The 25311-nt window shown below is 33.5% G+C and carries 23 protein-coding genes; 4 read left to right on the plus strand and 19 right to left on the minus strand.

Translation table 11 applies throughout. The features are described from left to right. Positions 1-2: 2 nt before the first annotated feature. The 14 genes from ASE21_RS19585 to ASE21_RS21885 all read right to left on the minus strand — a co-directional run bounded on the left by ASE21_RS19585 (position 3) and on the right by ASE21_RS21885 (position 19448). Positions 3-7379 (minus strand): hypothetical protein, encoded by a 7377-nt coding sequence (locus tag ASE21_RS19585; RefSeq protein ID WP_057124393.1) that lies wholly within the window; start codon positions 7377-7379, stop codon positions 3-5. Between the two features lie 415 nt (positions 7380-7794). Beyond that, positions 7795-8943: a hypothetical protein gene (locus tag ASE21_RS19590; protein ID WP_057124394.1), complete on the minus strand. Its 1149-nt coding sequence runs from the start codon at positions 8941-8943 to the stop codon at positions 7795-7797. 551 nt (positions 8944-9494) lie between these two features. Then, positions 9495-10013, minus strand: a complete 519-nt coding sequence (locus ASE21_RS19595) for a hypothetical protein (RefSeq protein WP_057124395.1) — start codon at positions 10011-10013, stop codon at positions 9495-9497. A gap of 23 nt (positions 10014-10036) precedes the next feature. Then, complete coding sequence (locus ASE21_RS19600) at positions 10037-13561, minus strand: hypothetical protein (RefSeq protein ID WP_057124396.1); 3525 nt, start codon at positions 13559-13561, stop codon at positions 10037-10039. Then, on the minus strand, positions 13561-15723 hold the full coding sequence (locus ASE21_RS19605) for a hypothetical protein (RefSeq protein WP_057124397.1): 2163 nt from the start codon (positions 15721-15723) through the stop codon (positions 13561-13563). Before ASE21_RS19605 ends, ASE21_RS19600 begins: the two co-directional genes overlap by 1 nt. Before the next feature lie 30 nt (positions 15724-15753). Next, the gene (locus ASE21_RS19610) at positions 15754-16251 is read right to left on the minus strand and encodes a hypothetical protein (protein WP_057124398.1); all 498 of its coding nucleotides are present in this window, start codon (positions 16249-16251) and stop codon (positions 15754-15756) included. 25 nt (positions 16252-16276) lie between these two features. Further along, positions 16277-16729: a CHAP domain-containing protein gene (locus ASE21_RS19615; protein ID WP_057124399.1), complete on the minus strand. Its 453-nt coding sequence runs from the start codon at positions 16727-16729 to the stop codon at positions 16277-16279. Further along, positions 16726-17013, minus strand: coding sequence for a methyl-accepting chemotaxis protein (locus ASE21_RS19620; protein WP_128414731.1), 288 nt, complete (start codon positions 17011-17013; stop codon positions 16726-16728). Before ASE21_RS19620 ends, ASE21_RS19615 begins: the two co-directional genes overlap by 4 nt. 307 nt (positions 17014-17320) lie before the next feature. Next, positions 17321-17572 carry a hypothetical protein gene (locus ASE21_RS19625; RefSeq protein ID WP_057124401.1) on the minus strand — a complete coding sequence of 84 codons (252 nt, stop codon included), beginning with the start codon at positions 17570-17572 and terminating at the stop codon, positions 17321-17323. A gap of 207 nt (positions 17573-17779) precedes the next feature. Further along, positions 17780-17971, minus strand: coding sequence for a hypothetical protein (locus tag ASE21_RS19630; RefSeq protein ID WP_057124402.1), 192 nt, complete (start codon positions 17969-17971; stop codon positions 17780-17782). Between the two features lie 3 nt (positions 17972-17974). Continuing rightward, positions 17975-18175, minus strand: coding sequence for a hypothetical protein (locus ASE21_RS19635; RefSeq protein WP_057124403.1), 201 nt, complete (start codon positions 18173-18175; stop codon positions 17975-17977). A gap of 122 nt (positions 18176-18297) precedes the next feature. Then, on the minus strand, positions 18298-19011 hold the full coding sequence (locus tag ASE21_RS19640; RefSeq protein WP_057124404.1) for a DUF3164 family protein: 714 nt from the start codon (positions 19009-19011) through the stop codon (positions 18298-18300). Between the two features lie 28 nt (positions 19012-19039). Then, entirely contained in the window at positions 19040-19318 is a 279-nt protein-coding gene (locus tag ASE21_RS19645; protein WP_057124405.1) for a hypothetical protein, read from the minus strand. Next, positions 19311-19448, minus strand: a complete 138-nt coding sequence (locus ASE21_RS21885) for a hypothetical protein (RefSeq protein WP_157848790.1) — start codon at positions 19446-19448, stop codon at positions 19311-19313. Before ASE21_RS21885 ends, ASE21_RS19645 begins: the two co-directional genes overlap by 8 nt. A gap of 304 nt (positions 19449-19752) precedes the next feature. On the opposite strand from ASE21_RS21885, the gene ASE21_RS19650 reads away from it, so the two are divergent. Beyond that, positions 19753-20436, plus strand: a complete 684-nt coding sequence (locus ASE21_RS19650; protein ID WP_242410308.1) for a helix-turn-helix transcriptional regulator — start codon at positions 19753-19755, stop codon at positions 20434-20436. Between the two features lie 133 nt (positions 20437-20569). Here ASE21_RS19650 and ASE21_RS19655 read toward each other — a convergent pair whose 3' ends face one another. Further along, positions 20570-20911: a winged helix-turn-helix transcriptional regulator gene (locus ASE21_RS19655; RefSeq protein ID WP_242410309.1), complete on the minus strand. Its 342-nt coding sequence runs from the start codon at positions 20909-20911 to the stop codon at positions 20570-20572. A 119-nt stretch (positions 20912-21030) separates the two neighbouring features. Between ASE21_RS19655 and ASE21_RS19660 the strand changes: the two genes are divergently transcribed. Together ASE21_RS19660 and ASE21_RS19665 are read left to right on the plus strand one after the other, a co-directional pair. Beyond that, on the plus strand, positions 21031-21786 hold the full coding sequence (locus ASE21_RS19660; protein WP_057124408.1) for an SDR family NAD(P)-dependent oxidoreductase: 756 nt from the start codon (positions 21031-21033) through the stop codon (positions 21784-21786). Between the two features lie 166 nt (positions 21787-21952). After that, on the plus strand, positions 21953-22270 hold the full coding sequence (locus tag ASE21_RS19665) for a hypothetical protein (RefSeq protein WP_057124409.1): 318 nt from the start codon (positions 21953-21955) through the stop codon (positions 22268-22270). Between the two features lie 271 nt (positions 22271-22541). On the opposite strand, the gene ASE21_RS19670 is transcribed toward ASE21_RS19665, so the two are convergent. After that, entirely contained in the window at positions 22542-22865 is a 324-nt protein-coding gene (locus ASE21_RS19670; protein ID WP_057124410.1) for a hypothetical protein, read from the minus strand. Positions 22866-22884: 19 nt separating this feature from the next. Then, positions 22885-23667, minus strand: coding sequence for an SDR family oxidoreductase (locus tag ASE21_RS19675; protein ID WP_057124411.1), 783 nt, complete (start codon positions 23665-23667; stop codon positions 22885-22887). A 133-nt stretch (positions 23668-23800) separates the two neighbouring features. Here ASE21_RS19675 and ASE21_RS19680 point away from each other — a divergent pair, with 133 nt between their 5' ends. After that, positions 23801-24154: a winged helix-turn-helix transcriptional regulator gene (locus ASE21_RS19680; RefSeq protein ID WP_057124412.1), complete on the plus strand. Its 354-nt coding sequence runs from the start codon at positions 23801-23803 to the stop codon at positions 24152-24154. Between the two features lie 159 nt (positions 24155-24313). Here ASE21_RS19680 and ASE21_RS19685 read toward each other — a convergent pair whose 3' ends face one another. After that, positions 24314-25150, minus strand: a complete 837-nt coding sequence (locus ASE21_RS19685; RefSeq protein ID WP_057124413.1) for a restriction endonuclease subunit S — start codon at positions 25148-25150, stop codon at positions 24314-24316. Further along, positions 25147-25290, minus strand: coding sequence for a hypothetical protein (locus ASE21_RS22410; protein WP_317039168.1), 144 nt, complete (start codon positions 25288-25290; stop codon positions 25147-25149). Before ASE21_RS22410 ends, ASE21_RS19685 begins: the two co-directional genes overlap by 4 nt. Positions 25291-25311 lie beyond the last annotated feature (21 nt).

The raw sequence follows: 25311 nt of genomic DNA on the forward strand, positions 1-25311 counted from the left end.
TTTTAAAGATTTGTATTTTCTAATTGTGATAGTTGAACTTCTATGTTTTGCTTGTCAACTGAATCTGTTATTGCTGTTTCGCTATTGGCCCACATTCTGTAATCAAACTGGATTTTTAATTTTTCAGCAGTAATTATTTTACTGTCATGCATTATTAAAGCCTGTGAATAATCTTTGGAATGCAGTATTTTATAGTCAGTTATAGTATGCAGAGAGTCATCAACTACTACAATTGAATTTTTGATTTCCTCTAAAGGCATTTTCGGAATATTAAATGGCTCCGGGTTGCGAACTAAAAGCGCAATGACATGGCCGGTATTGGTGTCAATAATTTTATTAACCTCGGTATTTTGTGGCGGATCAAGAGGAGACATTTTTAAAATTCCTTCAATGGCTCGGTCAAATGAATGCTGGTATTTAGTTATTAATGCATCTGCCAGTGTGTTAGGCTGCTTGTTAAGAACATCATATAAAGCATCAACCTGATTTTGGGCTAAATTCAGTTTGAGGTCATAAACAGCTCTTTGTGATTGATCTTCATTCAGATAATAACTTTGAATTTGTTCTTCAAAATCTTTGTAACGAGATGTTTGGAAACCAAATTGATGTACCAGTATATTTTTGCTTTCGCTGATAGTTCCATGCTGCGCATCATCAAAAAAGTTATTTACTAAAACCGTATAAAGTTTAGACGGTTTTAAATTGGTTAATTCTACTTCATAACCGTATGATTTAGGTTTTATCAGTTCTCCCCAATCGAAAGTACATCTCATCGCTGATTTATCACTAAGAATGTTGTTTATCAATTGAATACCTAATGGAATTCTTGGGTCATTATCATCAATTGGTTTAGCCGCTCCTGCTGTTGGATAAGTTATAGTCGTTGTTACTTCCGGCAGCGGATATGGAATTAAAACATCTGTTAAAGGATCTTTTATGGTAAGGTTTAATGCTCCTTTTATTTCCGGTCTGGTTTCTTCATATTCTGCCCAGTCCTTAACCATGTGATACGCATACGGATTGGTAAAAAACAAATTCACTTTACATTGTTGATGTCCATAAAAAGAAGGTTTTGACTGCAGTAAACTTCCATCAGCATTAGGATAAGAACGGTTATAATCTAAATATTGTCTTAATGAAGCCAGCGGCGATAGTGACAAATCTGTTAATTCATTTTTAACTTCGGGTTTTTGATCTTTTGAAGGTTCAGGAATCGGATAATGTCCGATTGGCCCTAAAGTTTTAAATCCGTAGAAATAATTAAAAGGCGTTGTGTCTTTATCATCAACTTTATCTGTTAAAGTAAACTTCAGACAATACGTTGTATTCGGTCTCCAAATTGGCTGAACCGTATTTTGTACTGCTGCTTTCATTGCTTCGCGATCATCCTCAACAGCTTCAATAGTTGGAATAGTTGTATTGTGGAAATAACTTTCTTTGCTTAACCATTCAATACTTTGAATAGAAGTTGAATACTCTAATTCCGGATCTTCTTCAGCATTTCCGTTAGAACAAATGGTATCTGTCACCGAAATTAATTTTGAATTTTTAGGCGCTCTTGTATACTTTACATTTTCAACCGATGCAGCTGTTGTCAAACTTGTCGTTCCAGCAGCTAAAGCCGATGTTGAAGAAGTTATCGTGACAGTTTGTTCAGGATATAAAGAACAATTATCAAACTGATCTGTAAACAATGAGAAATAAATTCCTTTTTCTTTTGGTTTAGAAGAAAGCATCACTATTTCATTTTCAGAAGGTTCATTTTGGATATGAAGAATTGATGCGTTTTCTGTGAGACTTGTCCTTTTTATTAATCTTGTAAGTGCTAATTCTGAGCTAAATACAAACAAATACTTTGTGTTATAAGCTATAATTGAATTATCAGCCAGCGTCTTGTTTGATAAATAAATTGCAGAATCAAAAACGGTATCTTGTTTTACAATAGTTAATGAATTGGCTGTAATCTGCGCTAAACCAAATTTTTCATCTGAGAATTTAACTGTCACTAAAATTTTTCCGTTTGTGATAACAGCATCGATAATTTCAGTTATTGAACTATCAGAAAGTATTTTTGTCTCTACTACAGAAATTGCATTTGTACTGGTATTCAGATTGAAACGGATAATTTTTTTGTCTTTCGTCACCAGACTAAATTCAGTATCAGAATGTTGTAAAACGTTAAGAGCAGTTCCATTGATTTCTGCACGCTTAATAAGAGCACGATTGGTTCCGTTAACCCAGTTAATCTGTGTTTTGGTTTCTAATGCATTTACCCAAAGCAATTCGTTATTTGCAAGAGGTATTACTTTGTTAAATCCTAAAGAATAACTGTTTAAATATTGCACTCCGGAATTTAAATTCAGTTCATCATCCATTTCCGTAATTGTCATTGCATCAATAGCAGATTCACAGCCAATAATAAGATCAGAATCAATAATGGCATCTCCAATTCCTTTGCATTGTTTAGCATTCAAAGCTTGTGTTACCAATAAATTATTATGGACAACCTGCATTGAAGTAACAACTCCTTTTAACAAACGTTCTTTTAAAATAGCTCCTTTTGAGTCGACTTGAAGCAGAACCGTTGTATCAGCTTTTGGATGGAAAGCAATGATATACGTGTCATTGAATTTAATTACTTTATCAAATACATAAATGTCTTTTCCCTTATATCCATAATAATTTGTAAAAGTCAATTTGCCTGGTAATTCAGCAGATGGATTATTATTTCCGGCAGCAATTTTTAAATTTTCTAATTCTGCAACTAATGAATTGTATTCAGAGATTGAACCTGGAACAGAAATAGACACTTCGCCCGTTTCGCTTGTATAGGTTTCTGTAAATAAAGCCGCGATTTCATTTCTAATTTCGTAAATGCGTTTTGCATTTGGAGACAAAGGAATGATTACAATCTTGCTGATTTTAGTTTTTGAAATTGGATCAGTTTCTTCACTAAACAATTTTATCGTGCTTAACAATTCGGCTTTAGTGTATGTTAAATCAAATTCGGCTGTATCAATTTCTGTTTTTCGTATTTTAATTGGCTTGTATGAAACTTCTTTTTTGCCATCTTCAGTAACTGCTGTAAAAGCTTTTATTAGTACTTCTTTAGCCTGCGTTGTGATTTGTAAAGCAGGTTCAATTGCAGAATCTGGGAAAATAATTTCTATCTGATTATCATTTCTGAAAGACAAAGATCTGGCGTAACCATGAGGATTTGTTTCTCCTGTAATGGTCATAAAGTCCTTCTCCTGAATTGCATTGTTTTCGATAATTTCTGAAGTTTCTCCAATTAGTTTAAAAAACAAACCGTTGATTTTATCGGCTTCATGCTGAGTTGGAATATAATAGCTTAAACCAATTTGTTTATTAAGGAAATCGGTATGTTCTTCTTCAATTCCGAGAGATTCACAGAATAACTTAGAAGATGTGATCCCATATTGTTCCGGAACATGCCATCCCGGTTCACCCGCACTTAAAAATGAAAACGGATTGGTTGCTAATACACGAATACTGTCGTATTGATCAATTGCTTTCTGCCATTGTGCCCAAGGAAGTTCTTTTAAGTCTTTGGTTCTTTCATTATCTTTTACCACAGCTTCAAATGGATGGTAATCTTCCCATGATGAACCATTCCATGATTTAATTTCAATAGATTCAATAGCATATTGATGTTTAACCTGACGTAGTTTTCTTCCAGCCTGAGTACTTACTGGCGGCATCATATCGGTGTAGTTTTTAGCATCGCCGGTATAACCTCCAATTTTTTGAAACAATTGAGGATTTGGCAATAAACCTTTCGCCATTTTAATATCAATGTAGGTATCTAAAGGAATTACTTGTGTAATAAGGTTTGCTTTAGGCATTCCAAACTGATCAAATTCTGCGATGTTATAATTTGGTTCATCTGACGATTTGAAGTAATCAAGTGCAAAAGCCTGATTAGTAAGCATGTGAACACCTTTTACATTTTCTAAAGTTCTGTTGTCTAATCCGTCTCCAACTGTTCCTTTAGGCAGCGGACTATAGGGCGTACGATCAACAATTCGGTTAATATCCCATTGAAGTTCTACGACAAAGTTTTTACGGACTCTTACAAAAGCAATTTTTACACGAACACTTAGTTCCAGTTTAGCATAAATCAAGAATGGTTTGAATGATTCTACAGAGAAAATAGTATCTAAAACAATCTCGACATTAATAATCCAAAGTTTAATTTGAATACCTCCGCCGGCTGTAATATATCCGCCCATTTGCGGACGTTTGAATGAAATTTTACCTCCAAGTTCCAGATAAGCCCATAATTTTACTTTAGCAGGACCAAAACTTTTTTCCAGATTAAAATCTAATCGGGCACCGGCTTCAATTCCCTGAGCCGAAAGCATAATAAAGGCCTTAGCCGTAAATAAGGTCAAAATCTCTGCAGTAATTGGATCTTTTCTGGATCCGATATTTACATACCATGGTTTTTGATTCTTAAAGAAAAACCCGGCTTCCAGTAAAGCATGAAGTTTAAAAATTTGACCACTGTCTTTTGGAATACTAAAATCTGCTCCGGCTGCCAGTTCTAATGAATCGTCGCCAAAAGCAACAAAGGCAAAGAATGGAGGATTACTCGGATCATCTTCAATAAGTCCTAATCGTCCGGCAATAACATTTAATCCTGCTTCAATATAAAACAGAGTAGGCAGAGATAATAAAAGCATCGCTCTTAAAGACAATACATGTCCGCCATCTGCAACGGTTCCAAAAGTAGCTCCGGCTCCAATCGAGAACGGAGAATTGTATTGCATAGAATCTGGTGGTCCGCTGAATTTTCTAATATTAATACCCGGTTTTGGAGTTTTGTAAAACTCATACCAGGAATTGTCTTTTTTCAATCCTGCAGCTTCTTTGGTTGCAACATATCTAAAACCTATCAATCCCCTAAATGCCGAAATAGCAAGGAACCCAAGTGGAATAGGAGTAGGCAGTTCGATATGAGCATCCATTAAGAATGCCGGATATTTTGGCATAAATCTCATTTCAACTCCACCGGAAATTTTGGCACTTGGAATTTTTAAAGAAACTTCTCCCATAAACTCCTGAGATTTTCCAGGTTCAGGAAGAGAAAGCATTCCGTTAATAATTGCCAATACACTTTCATCTGAAGTTGATGCTGGAATAACTAAGTCAACTTCAATAGTTTGAATTCTTAGAAAAGAATCTAAATGACCATTTTCGGTACAGTAATAAAATTTCACACCTTCTCCACGAGCATCAACTCCAAGTGGATTAATACTAATAGCTCCATCAAAGCCCCAGAAATTATATTTACGTCCATTAATTTGGGTTGATCCAAAACTGATGTTGGTAACCGCCATTTGAACCGGACCAAGATTTATACCAAGACTGATAGGAATAGGAATTGAACCTCCTTCAACTTCAATATTTCCATCGCTGTAAATACGAAGTTTTTCAACATCAAAGCCCTGACCTTTCATTAGGTTTCCAATTAAAGAACCTTTTGGAAATGAAATGTGACATGAAGTGCCGATATAAAAATCATCGTCTTGTTTTCCTAATTCGAAACTGTTGAAATCAAAATCTACTAAATCGAATAAATTTGCTTTTGGTTTATTTTCTGTCGGGAAAGATGCAGTTAGGTTGAAGTCGCCGTTATCTTGCAAGTGACCTTCGACTATTGCAGTAAATGGTAAATCCGGCTGATTTTCTCGCTTAATTTTGAATTTTTCAATTTCTAATTGTCCCTTAATGTTAGAACCAATTACTTTGTTTTGTTTGAAAGAAATATCAAATTTATTGAAGCCAATTTTGAAACCTTTATTAGAAGATCCAATTTTCTTCCAAAGTGTATTATCGTATAACTCTAACAAAAAGTTTTGATAATCTTTAGCTTCCGTAAAAATATAAGTTGTTGAAGGTTCGATACTTGAAGAACTGACAGAAGAAAGCGTTGTTAACGATAAAGGATAATCAAAAGCATGAGGAATTCCTTTGCTGTTTAATTCCTGTAGAAAGATAAGTAAAGAAGCATAATCAGCGATTTCTTTTTTATTCACCACACCACTTTCGTCTTTTTCGAACATTGTGATTGGATAATTAAAATTGAACTTTTCACTGAAATAGTTAAAAGCACCATTTACACTGGGAACAGTTTCTAAATAAATATTTCCCGATAGACCTCCGGAACCGACTAATAAATCTGAAGCACCAAATTTTAATGTTGGAGTTGTGCTTCCTGGAACTTCTGGAATATCATTAAACCAATTCGAAGGCATTGTAACCGAAACGGCACGTGCATAGACACCAACAAAATCATTTGGACGCCCATCGGCATCAGCTTCCGGAATATTGGTTTTCTTGCTTAAATCTACTTTTAAAGTATCCAGCTGAAGGATTAAACCAGTATTTCCAATCATGGCAAATTCAGGCTTTAATGAGCCGCCAAGTTCTAACTGATAACCAATACCTTCTTCAGTATCGGCATACATTTGCGCTTTGCCAAATAAAAATATTGATTTTTCTGTTCCATTACCATAATTAGAACCATCACAATTAATTGGTTTTAGGATATTTCGGGGGAACTCAATTCCGGCACTTAATTCTAAAGTTGCTTTGGCCTTTGGAGTAATAATTCTTTTAATATGTGCTTCGATACCATCAGGAACCATAATGTTATAAAATTCCTGTAGTTTTTGTTTTGTATCGCTTAAATCTCCTTTTAAGATATAAGTGGCAAATAACAATAATGAAATAGATTCTGCAATTGCCTGATTGTTTTTAATAAGCGTAATTACAGTATCAATTGATGCTTCAACTCCTTGAGGAAGTTCTAATTTTTCTTCATCAGTTAGTCCTTTAAGGTCATTAATATCTTCTAAAAGCTGCTCGTATTTTGTTTTTCCTTCTTCGGCTTCCACAAAAATGTTCATCATGTGGGCTATAACCTGCTCTTCGCTAATGCGGAAAACCTGTAAGCCGACAGAATAAAAATCTTCTATCGAAAAAGAGAAATTACTAGAACTGAAAGTTTTTAAGAAAGCTAAAATTTCCCATTGGTATTCTAAAGTAATAGGGAATGATGAAATAGAAGAATCTCCGTCAAGATCTGGATTAAGGACAAGTCCCAGACCAAAAGGCAGAGGAATGGCGAGTTTTTCGCTCGTTACAATATCAAGACTGTAAAAAGCCGAATCGCCGCGATATCCTTTTGAATATTGTAAGTTTTTATAATGAATTTTTTCAAAAATGGAATTCAGGCCATCTTCGACGAAAGATAGGAATTCGGGTAAATCATCTACAGTAATTACCTCCGATAAACGAGGATAATATCTTGCCATAGGAATTGGAGTCGCTGGAATTGGATTAGTTGGCATATTCTAATTTGTTTTTGACTTTAATTAAGGGTGGTCGTATTCTAAATGGTTAAGTTGCAGCAGCATTAACCATGTGTTGGTTTAATGCATAGTTTTTTGATTTAATAAGGAATTATAAAAAAGGCTTTATAGGTAATAATTTCCTTTTGACAGTGTAAAGATGCGTCTAAAAAAGAGATTTAAAAAACAGATGCTTAGCGGTTTAACACTGATGTTCTGAGACTTTACAGGGTTGTAAGGAGAGTGTTTATTTTAAATTGAATTTTAAGAAATTCAAATAAAATTGATGATAAATCAATAGCTGATTTATCATCAAAAGGAAGTAAAAGCTTGTCAGAAATTATTTTAAAAAAAAATACTTCCTGTCAGCTTTTATCATGTTGTTGTGAGATACATGAATAAAAATTAGAGAACTTTACTTTTTTGTCATTTGAAACAAAGGTATTGAACCGTAAAAATCTTGGTATTGTGTAGTGTTCGAAAAAGATAAAGATGATTTTATTCTCAAAGAAACTAACATATCAGTTTTTAAAGGTGTTTGATTATCTATTGACAAATTATTTGTTCTGCCGCTTAGGGTATCTGATTTGACAAAATTCAAATTGCTGCCAGAAAAAAAGACATATTTATCATTAATAGCCTGAACATTTAAGTCTGATGATAACACTATATTTAAGGGTAAACCTGCAGTCAGATCAGATCTGTTTGCTTCAAACTGCGAGATTGTAAACCAGGAATTGGGAGAAACACTATTGCTAATATTAATCTGTAATTCCATTTTTGCTGAAGTGACATTAGAATTCCATTTCGATAATATAATATTAGAAAAAATAGAATAGCTGTCAAATTGCTTTGCTCCATTGTTGAACAATCTGGAGTTTGTGACAACCGGAGTAATAAATTCCTGAAGCCCTATAAAACCTTGTCCAAAATTATTAATAGATAAAGTTGTATTACTAAAAATTGCTTTATCAGACAAGTTTTTCCTCGTACCATCATATGATGTATAATAGATACTTGTAGTATCTGTTTCAATGGCTCCAACGACAGGAGTTGTTGTTAAAACTCCAGTAGGTATAATAAGAGGCGGATTTGTAGAGTTACCCTGGTTTATCGTAATTGTATTGCTCCATTTTAATGGCTGCTTTTTGATCCAGTTCCACCAGTTAAAAAGTTTTAATCGGCTAATTACTTTTTTGTCTTCTTCAACTGCAGTTATTATTTGAGTTTCTGGATCAGTTGCAATTGAGGCTGTAAGTTTAGTATTTTCTAAAGTTTTTCCCATTTCAGCTGTTAGAGCTTTTGCAGTTCCTCCGGTTGTCAGATCATTAACTAAAGAAGGCGGCGATGTACTGATATTATTAATCATATCTTTTAATACTTTTCCTTGTCTGGCATCTAATGCTTTTCCTTCAGTTGTGCAGTCAAGTGCATTGTATTTTTCGGTTTGAAGCTCGCTGACATCGTTAAATTCTAACTCTCCTTTTTCGTTAGTTATTAAAATTTTATTAGGTTCATTTGTTTCTAAATCTGCCACTCTGATTCTGTTGTGATTTGTACTCATTTTTAATTATTTATTACGGGTTTATAAAATTTACAGGCTTTTAATCAGGCTTATGGGGGTTACCGTAATTCATTCAGATTTGAAAATAATCTGAATGTTTAAAATTGTGTTAGTGGCGTCACAATTGTTTTTTTATTGGCTTAGGTATAGCCAATAGTAGAGTAGGGAAGCTTATAGTTTTAAGTTTCCGGATTGGGTTTTAAAATGTAATTTTTTGGGTCTTGTAGGATGATTTCTCTTTTGAGAAATTTTAAGGTTTTAAAACAACTCAAAGATTTTTACTCTTTGAGTTGTTTTTTTTATTTGCTAAAGCTTATAAAAATAAGTTTTCTTTTTTTCCAAAGCTTTATTTTTCAGGTGTTGACGGAATTTCTTTGCGGGCACAGATTACAAATCTGCGCTATCGTTGTGGAGATAGATCTGCGCGATCGGGTTCCCCTTGTGTAGGGGTGGTCAGGAAAATGATTTTTTTTTAAGAGAGCTCAAAGACTTTTTTGTCTTTGAGCTTTTATGCTTTGAGTTTACAAGCGAAATGCTGGAATTGATCTAATTTAAAAATTAGTTTTTAACTGATTTAGATATTCATTTTTAGGTAAGTTCAAATCATCAGACGTTAATACTAATGATACATATACGTTATCGATTGTTGTAGAGAAATCTGTGTCCGAGGTTGGCCATCTTTTATAATTATGTGGGTTAGATTTTATGGTTTCAAACGCTTGTCCAATGATATTTTTTAAATTTGAAGGGATTTGATATTGTTCTTTAAAGTTTTTAATTTCAACCATTAAATTTAATAATGATATAGTGCTTGTATTTGATAGAGTTACTCCATTAATTTCATCAGTAATTTTTGAGTTTATAGAATCAGAATCAATTACGATTTGTTCGCTCCCCCAGATGAACGCTCCGTTAGGATTACTTATTACTTCAGTTAAAGTGCCTATTATTTGATTTATTGAACCCAAATCTAGATCAGATAAAGAATGTGAATTAGATATTGTTGTGTCAACAACTCCTATGTTAATATTTCTTCGATATTGCACAACTATAGCTTTTGAATATGACATAATATTTTATTTTTAATAATTATTTAAAGTTTAGGAAATGCAGATCCATAATTTATGTTTGGATTAGGTATAATAGTAGGACGAATATTTGTTTTATTGTCTAAATACATAGCTATATTAATATTATCACTGCTAATACCTATCCATTCATTTGATAGGCCATTGGGGTGTGATGGTCTAACCCAGTCAAGAGGAGTTAAATTGAATCTTGCAAATGCAATTTCATTCATTATTTTTTGTTCAGTTAACCCAATGAAAACGGTTGTTTTTCCTTGATTATTAATTTTTGGCACCCACGCTTTTATAGGTTGTCCATTAGTATCAAGTACAAATTGCCAATTGCCAGCAACTTTTTCTCTAGCATAGCCCCAAACATATACTTCACACTGTTTTACTCCAACGCCTTGGACTACACTGCCATTTTTTATTGCAGTTTGTACTTGTGAATTTACAGTTGGTAATGGACCATCAAAAATCGGTATATTATTTGCGTTCATTCGTGAACTTGTAAAGATTAATTCATTAGGTTCAGTAATAGCAAAATCAAAATGAAAACCTGAATAACCAGTAATTAATTCTTGCCCATTGTGGAGATGCTTTTTTAATGATATTCTCAAATGTTCAACTAATAATTCTCCATGTTGTGAAGATGTATTAGCTACTTTTACTGCTTCTAAATATTTAGCATTTTTTATGAAGTTTTCTTGATATAATAAATTTAAAGGATGTTCATCCACAATTTTAAAAAATTTAATTAATCCTCCATTTTTTATCCTATCTACAGTTAATTGCGTACTATTTTCATAACTTTTTAAAAATTTAAATTTTTGTTCTGTTGAAAGTATAGACAAATCATTACCAGTATTTACAAACGAAAATTTTTCCCATTCTTTTATCAAATTAGGATTCTCAACAAAGTTAGCGAAATGTGTGTCACTTATATTGGAAAAAATATCTAAGAATTTTTCTTCTTTAGTAATTTCAAGTGATTCTAAGATATCACCCAATTTCTCTTCTCTATAAAAACGCACTAAACCATTTACATATTTATCATTTCTTAGAATATCAACATATTTCCTCTCCTTAGTTATATTATTTGCATAGCATAATCTCCAGTTATCGATAGCTTTAGCATTATTCGCATTAAAAATTTTCCTTATTGCAGGATCTTCAAAAAAACCTAGATCAACATAAAATGCGTATTTTTCTGCCGTACTTGTAATCTGCCCGTATTTTTGTAAAATTTTATCTGATTCTGCACCATGTTCAGTAAGTTTTTGTATGACTGTACTTATTACTAATTCTTTATTACCAGCTATGTCTTTAACAATATCTAGAGCCTGATCTAGCTTTTGAATTTGAGTAGGTGTCATATCTCTATAGATAGAAATATTTTGCTGATTAAACTTCGCAACCGTATTATCTAATTCAAAAGCAGATTCAATAACTTTTGATTTTGTATATGGTCTAACAAATACGCTTGTGATAGTTGTCCACATTAGAAAGCTATTCATTTTTTCGGCAACTTCTTTTGTTTCAGAATCCGTAGTAGTATTAGCAACATAATTGTTGATAGATAAAGCATTAAAGGCAGAAAATTCTACAGCATTTGTAACTCCATTGACAGCACTCCAAGCTAAAACTGCATCACTAGACCCTGCAGCAGTTTCCGCTGCCCAAATTGGTCTCATTTTAGATAGATAACCAATATATTTTAGATCAGACAATGCCCCCGCACCCGTTAGATTCATTGCAATTTCGGCAGTAAGCATTATTCCAAAATCAATTTTCTTTAAATCGCTATAATCTTGCATATAGTATAATAAAAAAACAGGAATAATTGGGGTGTAATCTTGTGATTCACTATTAATTTTTAAACCATTTAGGCTTTCTACTAAATTTAGATCTGGTTTAAAACCTATAATTGAAATAGGTTGATATATATCGTAGGTGCCATATAATGATTTAAAGTTGGAAATAGTCTGACTGTTTTCTTTTGTAGATTTAAAATTCGTTACCGTTGTTGTTATTTCTTTATGAATTTTTATTTTTTTTCCTTCAATATCTCCTAAGGTATATTCAACTGTATTTGAGATTAAAGCGGTATCTGTTTGTCTACTTGTATTTTCTCTTGAATCATAATATATAAATGCAGGTGAAGTTTCTGAATCATAATAAGCAGTTAAGGCTATTGAACTTCCATCGGCTGTTATTAATTTCATATAATATGATTCGGGATAAATTCCAAAAGCATTTTTAGGTTGTGTATATGATGGATCTCCGTACTTGGGATTATATTTTGATAATTCCCAGACTTTATATAATAGAAAAATAAAATTTTTTCTATTATCATAACTATTTAGCAGACCATAAGTGTATCTACCAATCCTATTATCATCAATTTTTAAGTATAATATTTCGAAAAGGGTTTGTTTTGTGTCCGCAGTATATTCTCGGGTGTGAGTTCCTAAAACCTGATATACTTGAATTTCCATTAGTATAAAAAGAAAATCATTTCTTTCAGCAGCCGAAACAGAGTTAAAAGTAAAAGATTCAACAATTTTTAACACCAATGATTCTCCACCATTTTTTTCTGTCAACTTTTTTTCATAATAACTTATATTTTTTAATAACTCGATTTTATCATTCGTTGGTACAGTTGCCAAAGCTTCGGCAGACAGACATCTTGCTAACCAGTAAAATTGCTCTTTTTTGGGAGCTTTTTTTATCGAAATTTGATTTGAATAAAACCCTTCATAGAAACTAGTCAAATTTCTCATATAGTCTTCCAGTATTTCAATAGTCGGATTTACAAATATTGGCTGAGTACTCCATTCAGACTTTTGACTATTTATATATTGACCAAAATCACTAGTTGTGCCTAATTCAATGAGATTGAAAATATTTTCAATTGAGTTGATTAGAATCGCCATTTTTGCAAATAAAAAAGCTTTTGCCTGTTTCTCATTTACATCAGTAAGTGGTGTAACAAATAATCCAATTTTATGATTATAGAATTGCATTGAGGTACTGCTCAATTGAATATTTACTCCTGTCACGGGATCTGGAACAACTCCGGTTGGAATTTTAATTTGCCATGTTCCATAATCTATAATCTGCGTGTTAGGTTCATATTTCCATTTATATGTTTCAATTTTGCAAAAGTCAGTATATGGGGAGGCAACCTTTAATTTTTTAACAATTATTTCGTCTTTAGCAGATGCTGCTTTAAAATCATACCTATGATCTTTTAATTGATAAAGTTTATTTTTATCTATAAGATATTCTAGAAAAAAATCTTCTTCATAAAAACCACCAACTACATCTTGATTTATTTGTCCAACGAGATCAATATCTCTGAAATTCTCCTTTACAGTTTCTCTGAATTTTTTCGTAACTTCCGTAACTTCTGTAACTCCGTTAACTTTTTTAACTTCTTTGACTACTGCTTCAAACGAAGTCAAAAAGCCATATATAGTATATTTTGGATTTAATAATCCTGTAAGTTTAACAACTCTTCCGGATTTTAATATTGCTGCTTGTTCCATTATAAAGATAAATCTAGGTCTAACATTAATTCTTCTCTTGAATCTTCTTTTATATACTCACTATACCCCTTACTAAAATGATACTTCCTATCCAGTGAATATATATAAACAGCATCAGTTGGTTCAATCAATGCATTTACACCTAAAGAATTTTCAACCACAATCGCAACTTTATATTTTTGATAAGTAATATTTTCAGGAGAAATAAATTCATTCCCATCCTCGAAAAGATCAATCAAAAACAAACGAGGGTTTTTTGTGTCATCAGTAATTAAGGCTTTTACAGCATCGTTTTCGGTTTTTGTTAATCCGAGAATGATTTTAGCGGGAGTAGAATCATCAAGAGTTTTTAATTCCAGTCCGCTAATAGTTTCGGTACTGTCTGTAAACAGTTTCAAACTATAGTAGTAAGGATCTGGCAATTGATAAGTTTTACTTTTGCCAACCGCACCACTTGCAGATGCTGTCGTTTTAGTGTCAGACGTAGTGCTTCCTGTTGCAGAAACGGCATTGTTCATAATATCTACAGCTTCTGTTAAATAAGTAACACGTTCAACAATTGGTTTTTCTTCAACTCCAGTTTCGATAATGTCGTTGACTGTCAGAGTTTGTACAATCGAAATTCCCTGTTGCTTTTTATCATAAAACTCATTGATAAGATTTAGCTTTTCAGAAGTCATTCTGGAGTAACTTTGATCGCTGTTTAATTGTAATAAAGGTTCAGCTTTAATTAAATTAAATACATCATCAAAAAAGTTGGCGACACCATTTACAATTACAGTATTTCCGTCTTCATCTAATACCTCTTTAGCTTTATAAGTATTAATTTTCCCCTGATAAATTAAAAGACTCAGCGAAGCAATATTTGCACCAGAAACTGCCGGAGTACTCAATTGAATGGCTGCCGTAAAATCACTATAATTCCCTTCTTCGTCTGGAGGTAATCTTAAACCGTCGGCATTGATGAAAGTGTCTTTTTGGGCATTGGCAACATTGGCGATTTTTCCGTAAAAGGCAGTATTGTTATTGTTGTCTGTTGGAAATTGCAGGTATAAATTGTTTGTAGCTGCAGTATTGTTATTCGCTTGTTTATCAATTAAAACCGGCCAGCTGTTAGTACCATAAGTTACGGCTGTCATAGGAACAATTCCTGTTGCTGAATCTGCTAATAATCCTTTTTTTAGGTTTTCAGTTCCTTCACCAATTTTATAGTTTCCATAAAAATCATAACTGCGGGTACGGTCACTTTGAATATAAACGTACCAATTGTTTTTAGTGAAAAAATTATTGATAATACTATTAAAAATGTCTGCACCTTTTTTAGTTGTTTTAGTTCCTGCACTGACAACATCTACAGAATCTTGCGAAACAAACAGACCATAAAAAGCTGCGATATCAATGAACTGCGTACTTTGTTCACGTTCTAATTTTTGCTTAAAAGGAGTATCTCCCAAAACAGAAATAGATGCAACAGCCTTACGGGCATATTCTAAATTAAAATTGAATTCGTGATTATCAAAATTATGTTTGTAGTCACCATAGTTTAAAACGACATCAATTCCGCATTCGCCCTGCGCAAATTTCCCTAACGATTTCCCCATATCAATCATAGGCAGTTCGAAATCGTCTTTTTCGTCGAAAGTATTATCTGCAGCAACAAACTCGGACTCTTTAAAAAAGAAACTGGAAAGTTGAATTGTAAGATCTGTTACATCTTCATTATAACCAATGTATTTAGAAACAAAATCAGGTTTTTGGATAGGATTGTTTTGAGCATCTTTACGATTATCGTGAAAAGCATCAAAATCTGCATTAATTTTAATAATAAAGTCAGAAGACTGAGGTGTACCTGGAATTATTTTTGGCTTACTTTCCGCTGTAAAAAAATCACTTCTCTGCAGGCCTCGGTAAACAAAATATTTAATATTTAATCCCGGAAATGGCTGTTTATAAGGACGAAGGATAAGATTTACTTTGCCAGTATTGCCTGTTTGAGGCTGCACTAAAACGACTCCTTTGCAGATTGCATAAGCCATTTTAGGAGAACCTAATGAAAATTTGGAGGTCAGGTTAAACTCGGTACTCGATTGAGGCCCAAAAGCTTGCTGCTGGCTTTGCGTAAAGCCTCCTGACTCCACGAAAAAATGACACTGTGAAGACATATTTAGATAAATTATTTTAAAAGTTATTTTTTAAACCATTAATGGCTTATAGATTTTGTAGACCAATCTTAGGAGTAAGAAGATCAGAATGATAAGAAGAATTTTTCCCAGCCAAATCTGCACCTTTTGCCAAAAAGTTAAGTGATTGACAAATTTGGTAATGGTAATCGTTTTTTCCTGAATATCTTTAATTTGTTTCGATTTCCAGGCAGCGTAGAGTTCCTGTTCTTTCAGGTCGCAGTCTACCTGAAGTTTATTGTTATCAAGTCGAACCCTTGGGCTTTTTAAGGTACGCCCTGGTTCGGCCTGAATAACATTTTTTAGGATAACTTTTCCGTTAAGGCATTCTAATAATGCATTGTAGGAACTGCTGTCTTTTGCAATTTTGAAAACCGTATCATGCAGTGTTTCGGTAATTGTAATGGTTTGTATTTTGTTTTCGTTTTCAACTGGTTTCGGACTTCGGCATGAAAACACGACGACAATAAAAAGAAATAAAACAGCAGAATAGTTTAGTTTTTTGATCATAGTTATTTTGGTTTAAATTGTGGTTTTAAAGGCGCAAAAAGCCTTTAATGCTTTTAATATTGCGTTTTCTTCTGGCTACTTTATAGCCTTCACGCCCTCCGGAATCATTTGTGTTTCCTTCAATGGTATAAATTATATTTCCCGTTATTTTTTCGATAAAACCGGCGTGGCCCGTACCGTTGTTAAAATCCATAATGAAAATATCTCCGGGCTGAGGTGCTTTTTTAACCAAAAGCGGTCTCGAATTGTATTGGTCCAGAACACCTCCGGTTTTCTTCAAAGGATTTTTTGCATTCATTTGCAGTGAAGCTTTCTGCGTACACCAGTAAACAAAAGCCATGCACCAGGAATACCCTTTGTTGAGACCAACGCTTCTTAAATAAATTTCGACTTCAGGGCCTGCGTTACTGTTTTTGGGAATTTCCTCGACGCCAATCTGGGCGGTGGCGATTTCTAAAGTTTTTTGTGCAAGTGTCATGATGCTTTTCCGTTTAACTGTTTAAATTTTTGAAGTTCATCAACCAATTGCTGATTGATCAGCATGAGTTCTTTATGCTGTATTTCCATCTTTTTGATTGTTTCTGTAGCTGCTGTAAGTCGGGCAGTAATATCATCCAGAAGATCACGGTAATATTTTACGGCACTTACTGCATTGTCTAGTTCGGCTGCCCGGTCTTCTGCAAGTGATTTTCTCATAGAGAAAAACCAGGTTATGAAGGCGGCAAAAAATGCCGTCAGCGAGGGGTATAGAAATTGTTCCATTTTGATTTTTTTTGAGATTTGAGTATTGAATAAAATATTCTGTAAACAGCCTGACAACTGTTTTAGGGGAATGAAACCAGAATAAATTTCTGGTTTTTGAGGCACGGTTATTTCCTTTTGAGAATGCAAAGATTAGGCAAAAAAACAGGGTAGAAAAACAAATGCAAGGAGCGTGAACATTTGTATTCTAGGGCTTTACAGAGTTGTAAAGAAAGCGAACAGGACGTACTTTAAATAAAGGAAACGCTTCATCTTTGCATCTCAGAAAAGGATTTTTTTTGAAGATTAAAAAGAATCTTTTTTATGTTTAATTACGAGCAGATCTTTCAGGATTGCTCATAAGTTCTTCTATTTTTTTTAATTCAGAAGTGATAGGTGTACAGAGAATTTCATACAGCGTAGTTCTGGAAATTGGGTAAACCGGATACACATATTTACGCCACACAACAGTTGTGGGAATATCTTCTGTTTTGTGTTTTTGGTACAGTTCTTTAATGAGTTTGTAACGCATTAATTTATTTTTTTGAATTCCGAGGCTTCTGTTTGAGGATATAGGCATGAGAGAAAATATTTAGAGTGATAGAAAAAGAAAAGTTTTAGGAAGAACGAAGTTTGAAAAAGAGTATTTGCTTGAATTCAAGCAATGATATTTATTTAAGACAGCCAGACCATTTGATCATTTAATGAATGGTTTCACTTCTAATGCCATTTTTATATTAAACCTCGTTCTGAGGTAGTATTTGTTAAGATTTTTTTATTTAACAATTCAGGTCAGCAATCCCGCATGACAATCCCTTTTCCATGACCTTAAAGGTTTGGATTCTAATAGAAAGAATGCGTTTGGCTGTTTAGTATAAGGGCAGAAATCGCCCGTTTTTCCGGTTCCTGTTTCTTTATTAACAAGTAAAACAGGAACCATTTTTTTTAACTGCATTTTAGGCTGCAGGTTAGAGGTCATTGATCAGCCTTTATAAGTGGCTGTCGTGTGTTTTTTAAATCTGGGATTTTGAATCACAATATTTTCATACTGATTAAACGCCTGACGTTCTTTAGCAGACAAATCATTGCTGCAGTTCCAGTTCCCGAGGTCGTCTTTAAGAATCGTATGATCGTTTACTTTATAGCTTTTGTGGTCCGTAATTGGTTTTATTTTTACGCTCATTTACATATTGTTTAAAAATTATTTTTATTCTGAAATAAAACCATTCCCGAAACATTAGTATTGGTTTTAAGTTAGTTGCGATAAGAAGAAGGGCCAAAAGAGCCGACGCATATATATCATTATTAGGCTGCATGATTTTGTTCGTTTTGCTGGTTAAAGAAATTAAAAGCATATCCTTGTAAAAAATCTACAGAAGACATTGATAACGGAATATTGGTTTTTACACCATTTTCATCAATTCTGTTCGCCTCAATAAACCAGCTCGAGCGGATAGGCTTAAAAGAAGAAGCAATAATTTCAACACCATCTGTAAATTCTTCATTATTAAACTCTTTTGTCAGTTTTTGAAGCTCTAAAACTCTCGAACCTTTTAAGTTTCCTTTAGCATCTTTTTTTAATAAATTGAAAACAATTTTTACCAGTGAAGCGGTTTCCTTGCTGGTAGAAAGTGATGAAATATAGTTTTGGACTTTTTCAATACCAATTGTCACCGTATCGTCCCATCCTTCATTAATACGATATCCAATGGTAATTTCTTCCTTATCATTAGAAAAAGTATGCGACATTTGTTTTTCTTTAAATCCATAAACCTGATTTTTTAAATCAAGAATGGTTTCAAACAGCTGAAATGTTTCTGTTTTGGCATTTCGCATCATTTCAGAGGTTTCGTGTAATCTTGAAAGTGCCTTCGGAATAGTTTCGGCTACCAGTTTTTTATAAGCATCTCTTTCTTCATTTTTTTTGTTTTCGATCCTGTTTAAAGCCTCTTTTAATTCTTGTGCTGAAAATTGAGATAAGTCCATTGTGTTAATTCTGTTTGTTAATGCAGTGCTCATAATATTTAGTTTTAGGTGGATATAATTCTTAGTTGTATAACAAAATTTCGTCTTTAAAAGGATCTCCATAATAAGGTTTAAAATTGTGGAGAAGCGCAAGTTTAGAAACCTCTTTTAGTTTGTATTCAATATTTTGCGAAACGGGACGGGGAGAAGCCGCCTCATCGTCTAGAATATGCATCCACTGAAAACGCTCCTGATTGATACAGATTCTTTCTCCGGCTGTAAAAGTTTTATTTCGTTCTGAACAATATTGCAATGCCAGATACAATTCTGCAATTCTTGCTTCTATTTGATTTCTATCCATGATTTTGTTTTAAAAAGGTTCTTAATTTTTTTATGTCCGATTCAATTAATGTTCTTTCAGGACTATTTGGGTTTTCAATCAGCCAGTTTTCCAGCTCCTGAATTTTTTCCTGGATTTGAGGTGTTTCCATTTTTTTTAATTTAAATAATGATGAATTTTATTTTATAATTTTAATGATTAATATTACCTGTTTCGTAGTTTTTCTCCATTTTAAGCGTAGTGTGTTGTTTTTAATGTGTTTTTTAATTTATGTATGGCTTAATTATTTTGTAATCAATATTTTATTTGAGTGTTAGGATTTTTGTTTTATTTGAATGTTAAATAAATTTGTTAACATTTCTGTTGTTTTTCATTTTTATTTTTCTTTACTTTGCAAATATAATGTAAAATAATACATCAAAACAAATTTTTAACGTAAAAAAATACACTTTTTTATGGGTTCAACTGATAGGATGAGAGAATACCTTGACTACAAAGGGATTACTAAGTATAAGTTCTGTAATGATTTAGGTTTTTCTAATAAGTTTTTAGACAATAGCAGTAATATGGGGACAGATAAGGCGTGTAAAATTTTACACTACTATCCGGAAATCAATTCTGAATGGCTTTTAACTGGAAATGGTCCAATGGTAAAAGAAGAAAATACAAATATTGTAATTATGAATAATGACCGAAAAACAATCGATTCGCTGCATGTGAGTCAGGAAATTCCTTTATATGATTTGGAAGCTGTGGCAGGTTTGCGAGAATTGTTTAACAGCGGAAAACCGCAAAGAGTTCTGGATACTATAAAAATTCCAAATCTGCCTAAATGTGACGGCGCTATTTCGGTAACGGGAGATAGTATGTATCCGCTTTTGAAATCCGGCGATATCGTTTTGTATAAAGAAACTGAATTTGAGAATATTTTTTTTGGAGAAATGTATCTTTTGAGTGTGAAGTTAAATGATTGGGAAGAATATATAACGGTAAAGTATGTTCAGAAATCAGAACAAGGACCACAATTTGTGAAGTTAGTAAGTCAAAATTCACACCATCAGCCTAAGGATATTCATATTTCAAAAATATCTGCATTAGCGCTTATCAAAGCGAGTATTCGAATCAATACGATGATGTAAATTGAAGCCGCGGTTTTTTTAGAAATAAGATTTATTTTTATCTGGTCCACGGTATCTAAATTAAAAAACCTTCAAAATCAGTTTTTGATTTTGAAGGTTTTTATTTTTTGAAGAAATAAGATTATAAAACCTGTTAACCTTCAATAATCTTTTTACGATGCTGAATTCCCCATTCGGTTAAGTTTTGAATTAGCGTTTTGAGGCTCAAACCATGTTCGGTCAGCTCATATTGAACCGTAATAGGCTGTGTGTTTAAAACGGTGCGAATGATTAATTTATTTGTTTCCAGTTCTTTTAGCTCCTTGCTCAGCATTTTGTTCGAAATACCTTCAACATCAGCAAGAATATCCGAAAAACGTCTTTTGTTATAATAACAGATGGAAGACAAAATAGAAATTTTCCATTTTCCGTTTAATACATCCATTGAATCCTGAACAGCCATCATTTCCTTTTTATGCTGCTGTTTGATAAGCATACTGCATTCCATATTATGTTACTTTGTTACCTCGTAGTTACTATTACTTTTAGTAACAAAGTTACCAAAATAAATCAATTGTATATAGCTTTGTCATTCATATTTAAACAAATAATACAATGAGCAGATTAAAAAATAAAACAGCTGTAGTAACAGGTGCATCAAAAGGAATAGGAGCTTCAATTGCAAAATACTTTGCAGCAGAAGGCGCTAAAGTGGTTGTAAATTATGCATCAAGCAGAGAAGGGGCGGAAAAAGTAGTAAACGAAATAACCGGCCAGGGCGGAACAGCAATTGCCGTACAAGCTGATGTTGCGAATCAGATCGATGTGACTAGATTGTTTGAAGAAACCAAAAACGCCTTTGGAACAATCGATATCTTGGTAAACAACGCTGGAGTTTATATTTACGAACCTGTTGAACTGGTGTCGCCAGAAACCTTTCACAAATCTTTTAATACGAATGTTTTGGGATCGATATTTACCATTCAGGAAGCATTAAAACATTTTGGAGATAAAGGCGGAAATATCATTAATATCAGCTCGGGAGCAAGTAATTCGCCGCTGCCGACAGGTTCTGTTTATTCGGCTACCAAAACAGCATTAGATGCTCTTACTGTAGCTTTGTCAAAAGAATTTTCGGGAAGAAATATCCGTATTAATTCGCTTCTTCCCGGAATTGTAGAAACCGAAGGCGCTCATACAGCAGGTTTTATAGGAAGTGAAGCAGAAGCTGGTTTTGTAGCCAAAACACCGCTGGGACGTACCGGACAGCCAGATGATATTGCAAAAGTGGCTGTTTTTCTTGCTTCTGATGAATCGGCATGGATTACAGGTGAAAAAATCACCGTCTCAGGTGGGGTTTATGGTTTTTAAGTTTTTTAGAGAAAAAATTATATACGAAAGAGGTGGTGGAAACTGCCTCTTTTTTTATTCTGATGTTATTTGTAATTGTTGATTTTTTATAGTGTTATCATGTATGATAACCATTTTTTTAAAATAAAATTTCAAATTTGATTTTAAAAAAAAAGCAACCAAAATAATGGAAACACCGCAAAAAGAAGCAGTAACAGAATTGTTAGAAATAATGAACAGAGTCAATTATTTTAAACAGCTAAAACCGAATAATGATTCATTTTTAGCAACACTAAATGTCTCTTGCTATAGTGAATTAAATATTATGATTGCAGCATTATTAAAAGCAAGTATCACAATGCTCCAAAGTGAAAATTCTGCAAAACCTTTTTCTGATGCTATGATTTTGGTAGAAATGGCTTTGCAATTATTGCCAAATGTTGAAATGGAGTTGTTGGATGAGTTGTATAGAATTTGGGTTGAAGATAAAAAAAACTCAAAATAAAAGTTGAAGATTTTTAAAAATTCAGCGGAGGAAGAGGTGCTGCAACTAATATTTGGAGCCCAGTATTTACTGGTGTTTTCAGCTTTTTAAAATTTAGGCATACTTCAAAATTGAACTCTAAATTGTTATTTGTAAAGAGATAAAATTCATGGAATTAAGGCCTTGCACATAGTGGCTTTGACTTCTCTAAAGTATAATTTGCGAAAATTTTACAGAATATCGGGACTATATTTAATATATAAAAAGAAATGGCTAAAATAGCCATTTCAAATTATCCCGTAAATTTTAAAGATTGTATTAATCCATCAGATAGCACCATATGGTAAGCCAATATAATTGGGCTTCCGGGAAAATTCCCTGAAGTTTCGGCTTTAAGAACGCACTCTGTTTCATTTTCTTCAAAACTTTCAGGCCTAATCGTTGCCTTATATCGTTCATTGGAATCGGCAATCCAATGTTCTATTTCCTTCCTGCCGTTGTAGATTTTGCCCTCATCATGCGCTACGGCTGTTTCAGAGAAACACATTACATAGGCAGCACTGTCAAAGTTATTTTGTGCTGCGACTAATTCTGATACTACTTTTGGTAAGTTCATGCTAATTATTGTTTAGTTGTTATACAGTTCTCACGGTTCCACCGTCAATTACAAATTCAGTCCCTGTTAAATATCCAGCTCTGGGTGAAACGAGGAAACCGACCAATTCAGCCACTTCTTCCGGCTGGGCAGGCCTGCCGTATGGGATTCCGCCCAATGCATCCATAACACTTTGCTGGGCTTCTTCTACAGTACTGTTGGCATTTCTGGCAATTTCACCCAGCCATGCTTCGGATGCTGTTGTATTGATCCATCCCGGCGATACCGTCAGTACCCGAACCCCCTTTGGCGTCACTTCATTTGATAAACTTTTGCTGTAGTTTCGCAATGCTGCTTTTGCGGCTGCATAAGGCAAAGTTGACTCATACAACGGCAGTTTCCCCTGTATAGAGGCGATGTGAATAATTACCCCATCTTTTCTGTCTATCATTTGCGGTAAAAAACCGCGATCAAGTCGGATAGGGGCTAGTAAATTTGCCTGAAGGGTTGATTCCCAGTCTTCGTCACTCAAGACGCTAAAGCCGCCGGCAGGTGTTGATGACGAACCGAGGTTATTTACTAGGATGTCCAGTCTTCCGTATGTTGACAACACTTCATTAATCACTATTTTAGATCCTTCTCCCGTACTTAGATCCGAAGCGATAAAATGTAAATTGTTATCTTCTTTTTCAGGGGCATTTCTGGCGGTTATTATTACCGTTGCTCCCGCTTGCAGCAGTCTTTCTGCAATCGCTTTTCCTGCACCTTTGGTACCTCCCGTAACCAAGGCAATTCTGCCTGATAATTCATTTTGATAATCCATGTTGTAAATTTTTAAAGTTCCTTGTGCAAATCTCGGCAGTACGTTAGTTCCTCACAAGTACGGAGTTACGATTCAGATAGGGATAAATTATTCCCCTATTGCACACGTTGGTGTATAGACTTAAATTTGTAATATGTATGAGAGAAAAACAATACCGAACCTGAATTGTGGACTTGACCTAATAGGAGAAGTGCTCTACGGCAAATGGAAAATACGCCTGCTTTGGTTTATTGACCAGGGACATAAACGGCCAAGTGAGTTGCAGCGAAAAATACCTGATGCGTCGCGCAGGGTTTTAAATATACAGCTGAAGGAATTAGAAGAACATGAACTAGTATCTAAGGTTATATATCCTGTTGTTCCTCCTAAGGTGGAATACAGTCTTACAGATTTTGGTAAAACACTGATCCCTGTGATTTCAGCTATTGGAAGTTGGGGAGATATGCATGAGGAGCGACTGCGTACTCTAATTTTGCGACGTTTTTAAAATGCTACGTTAAGAATTTTTTAGCTATCTGATAATTAAATTCGGGCTTCAATTCTTATAACTGATCTCGGTATTCAGGTATACTGCATAATTTCTTTGCTGAAACTTTTTTTGTTTTCTGCCTTTGTTTTCTTTGTTACCATGATTTCTGATTTTAAGTTATTTTACTGTGAATGATAATTTTTTCTTTTTAGGTTCATTGACTACCTTTTTGAAATACATCGAAAGTGAGATTATTTCCTCTGTTTTTCTCCAGAGTGGCAAATCTTTGTTTTGGGTCTTGATGCGAGGACAATGAATAAATGCAGTTGGATTGTGAGCCATTTTGTTACCGCCATACATTGCCCCGTTTTCTTTTACATGGGAAATAACGTTTGAATTTTTAGCATTCAAGAGTGTATTAGATAGAATTGATTCTTTATATATTTTTATCTTCTTCTGAATTTTTTGAAGATTCGCTTCTAAAGAGTCAAGTTCACTAAATAATTCTTCAATTTTGCTTACAATGCGAGTTTGTTCATTAATAGGAGCGAGTAATAGGTTTAAATTAGATAAGGATATGCCATTTACGTTTGGTTGGCCTGTACCAATAGATTTATTATTTATTTGTTTCCAATAGTCTGCAGATTGAAAAAAATAGTATAAATATTTTGCATTTATATAGCTTGATAAATTAATACGAATTAAATAAGAGGCAAATACAGCTTCTGGAATTTTACCATAAATTAAAAAACTTTTACCAACGGTAGCACCTGTTCTAGCGAAAAGTATATCACCTTCTTTTAATATGTATTTATTAATATCTTGAGGTTCAATTTTACAAAATGGCACACTATTCCAATCAACTTTATAATTTTGTATATCTGTAATTCGTAATAATTTCGTTCCTGTATTTTTCTTAATTGAACTTGCCGTAAAACCATAATGAATTCTTAGAGAAATATTCTCTAAAATTATTTCTTCCCAATTATTTGGTATTTCTTCGTAATAATTCATTTCAATTTCTCAATCAATTCAGTTTTTATGAACTCATAAGCTTTGACATTATCATATTCAACACCAGGGCGAAGAATTGTAAATATATCTTCCATAAACTCTGCATCCTGCATTTTTTCTTCCATATTAGCAATGTACATTTTTTGTGTTGGTGGTATTGC

It is taken from the genome of Flavobacterium sp. Root901, from assembly GCF_001429765.1.
GTDB lineage: Bacteria > Bacteroidota > Bacteroidia > Flavobacteriales > Flavobacteriaceae > Flavobacterium.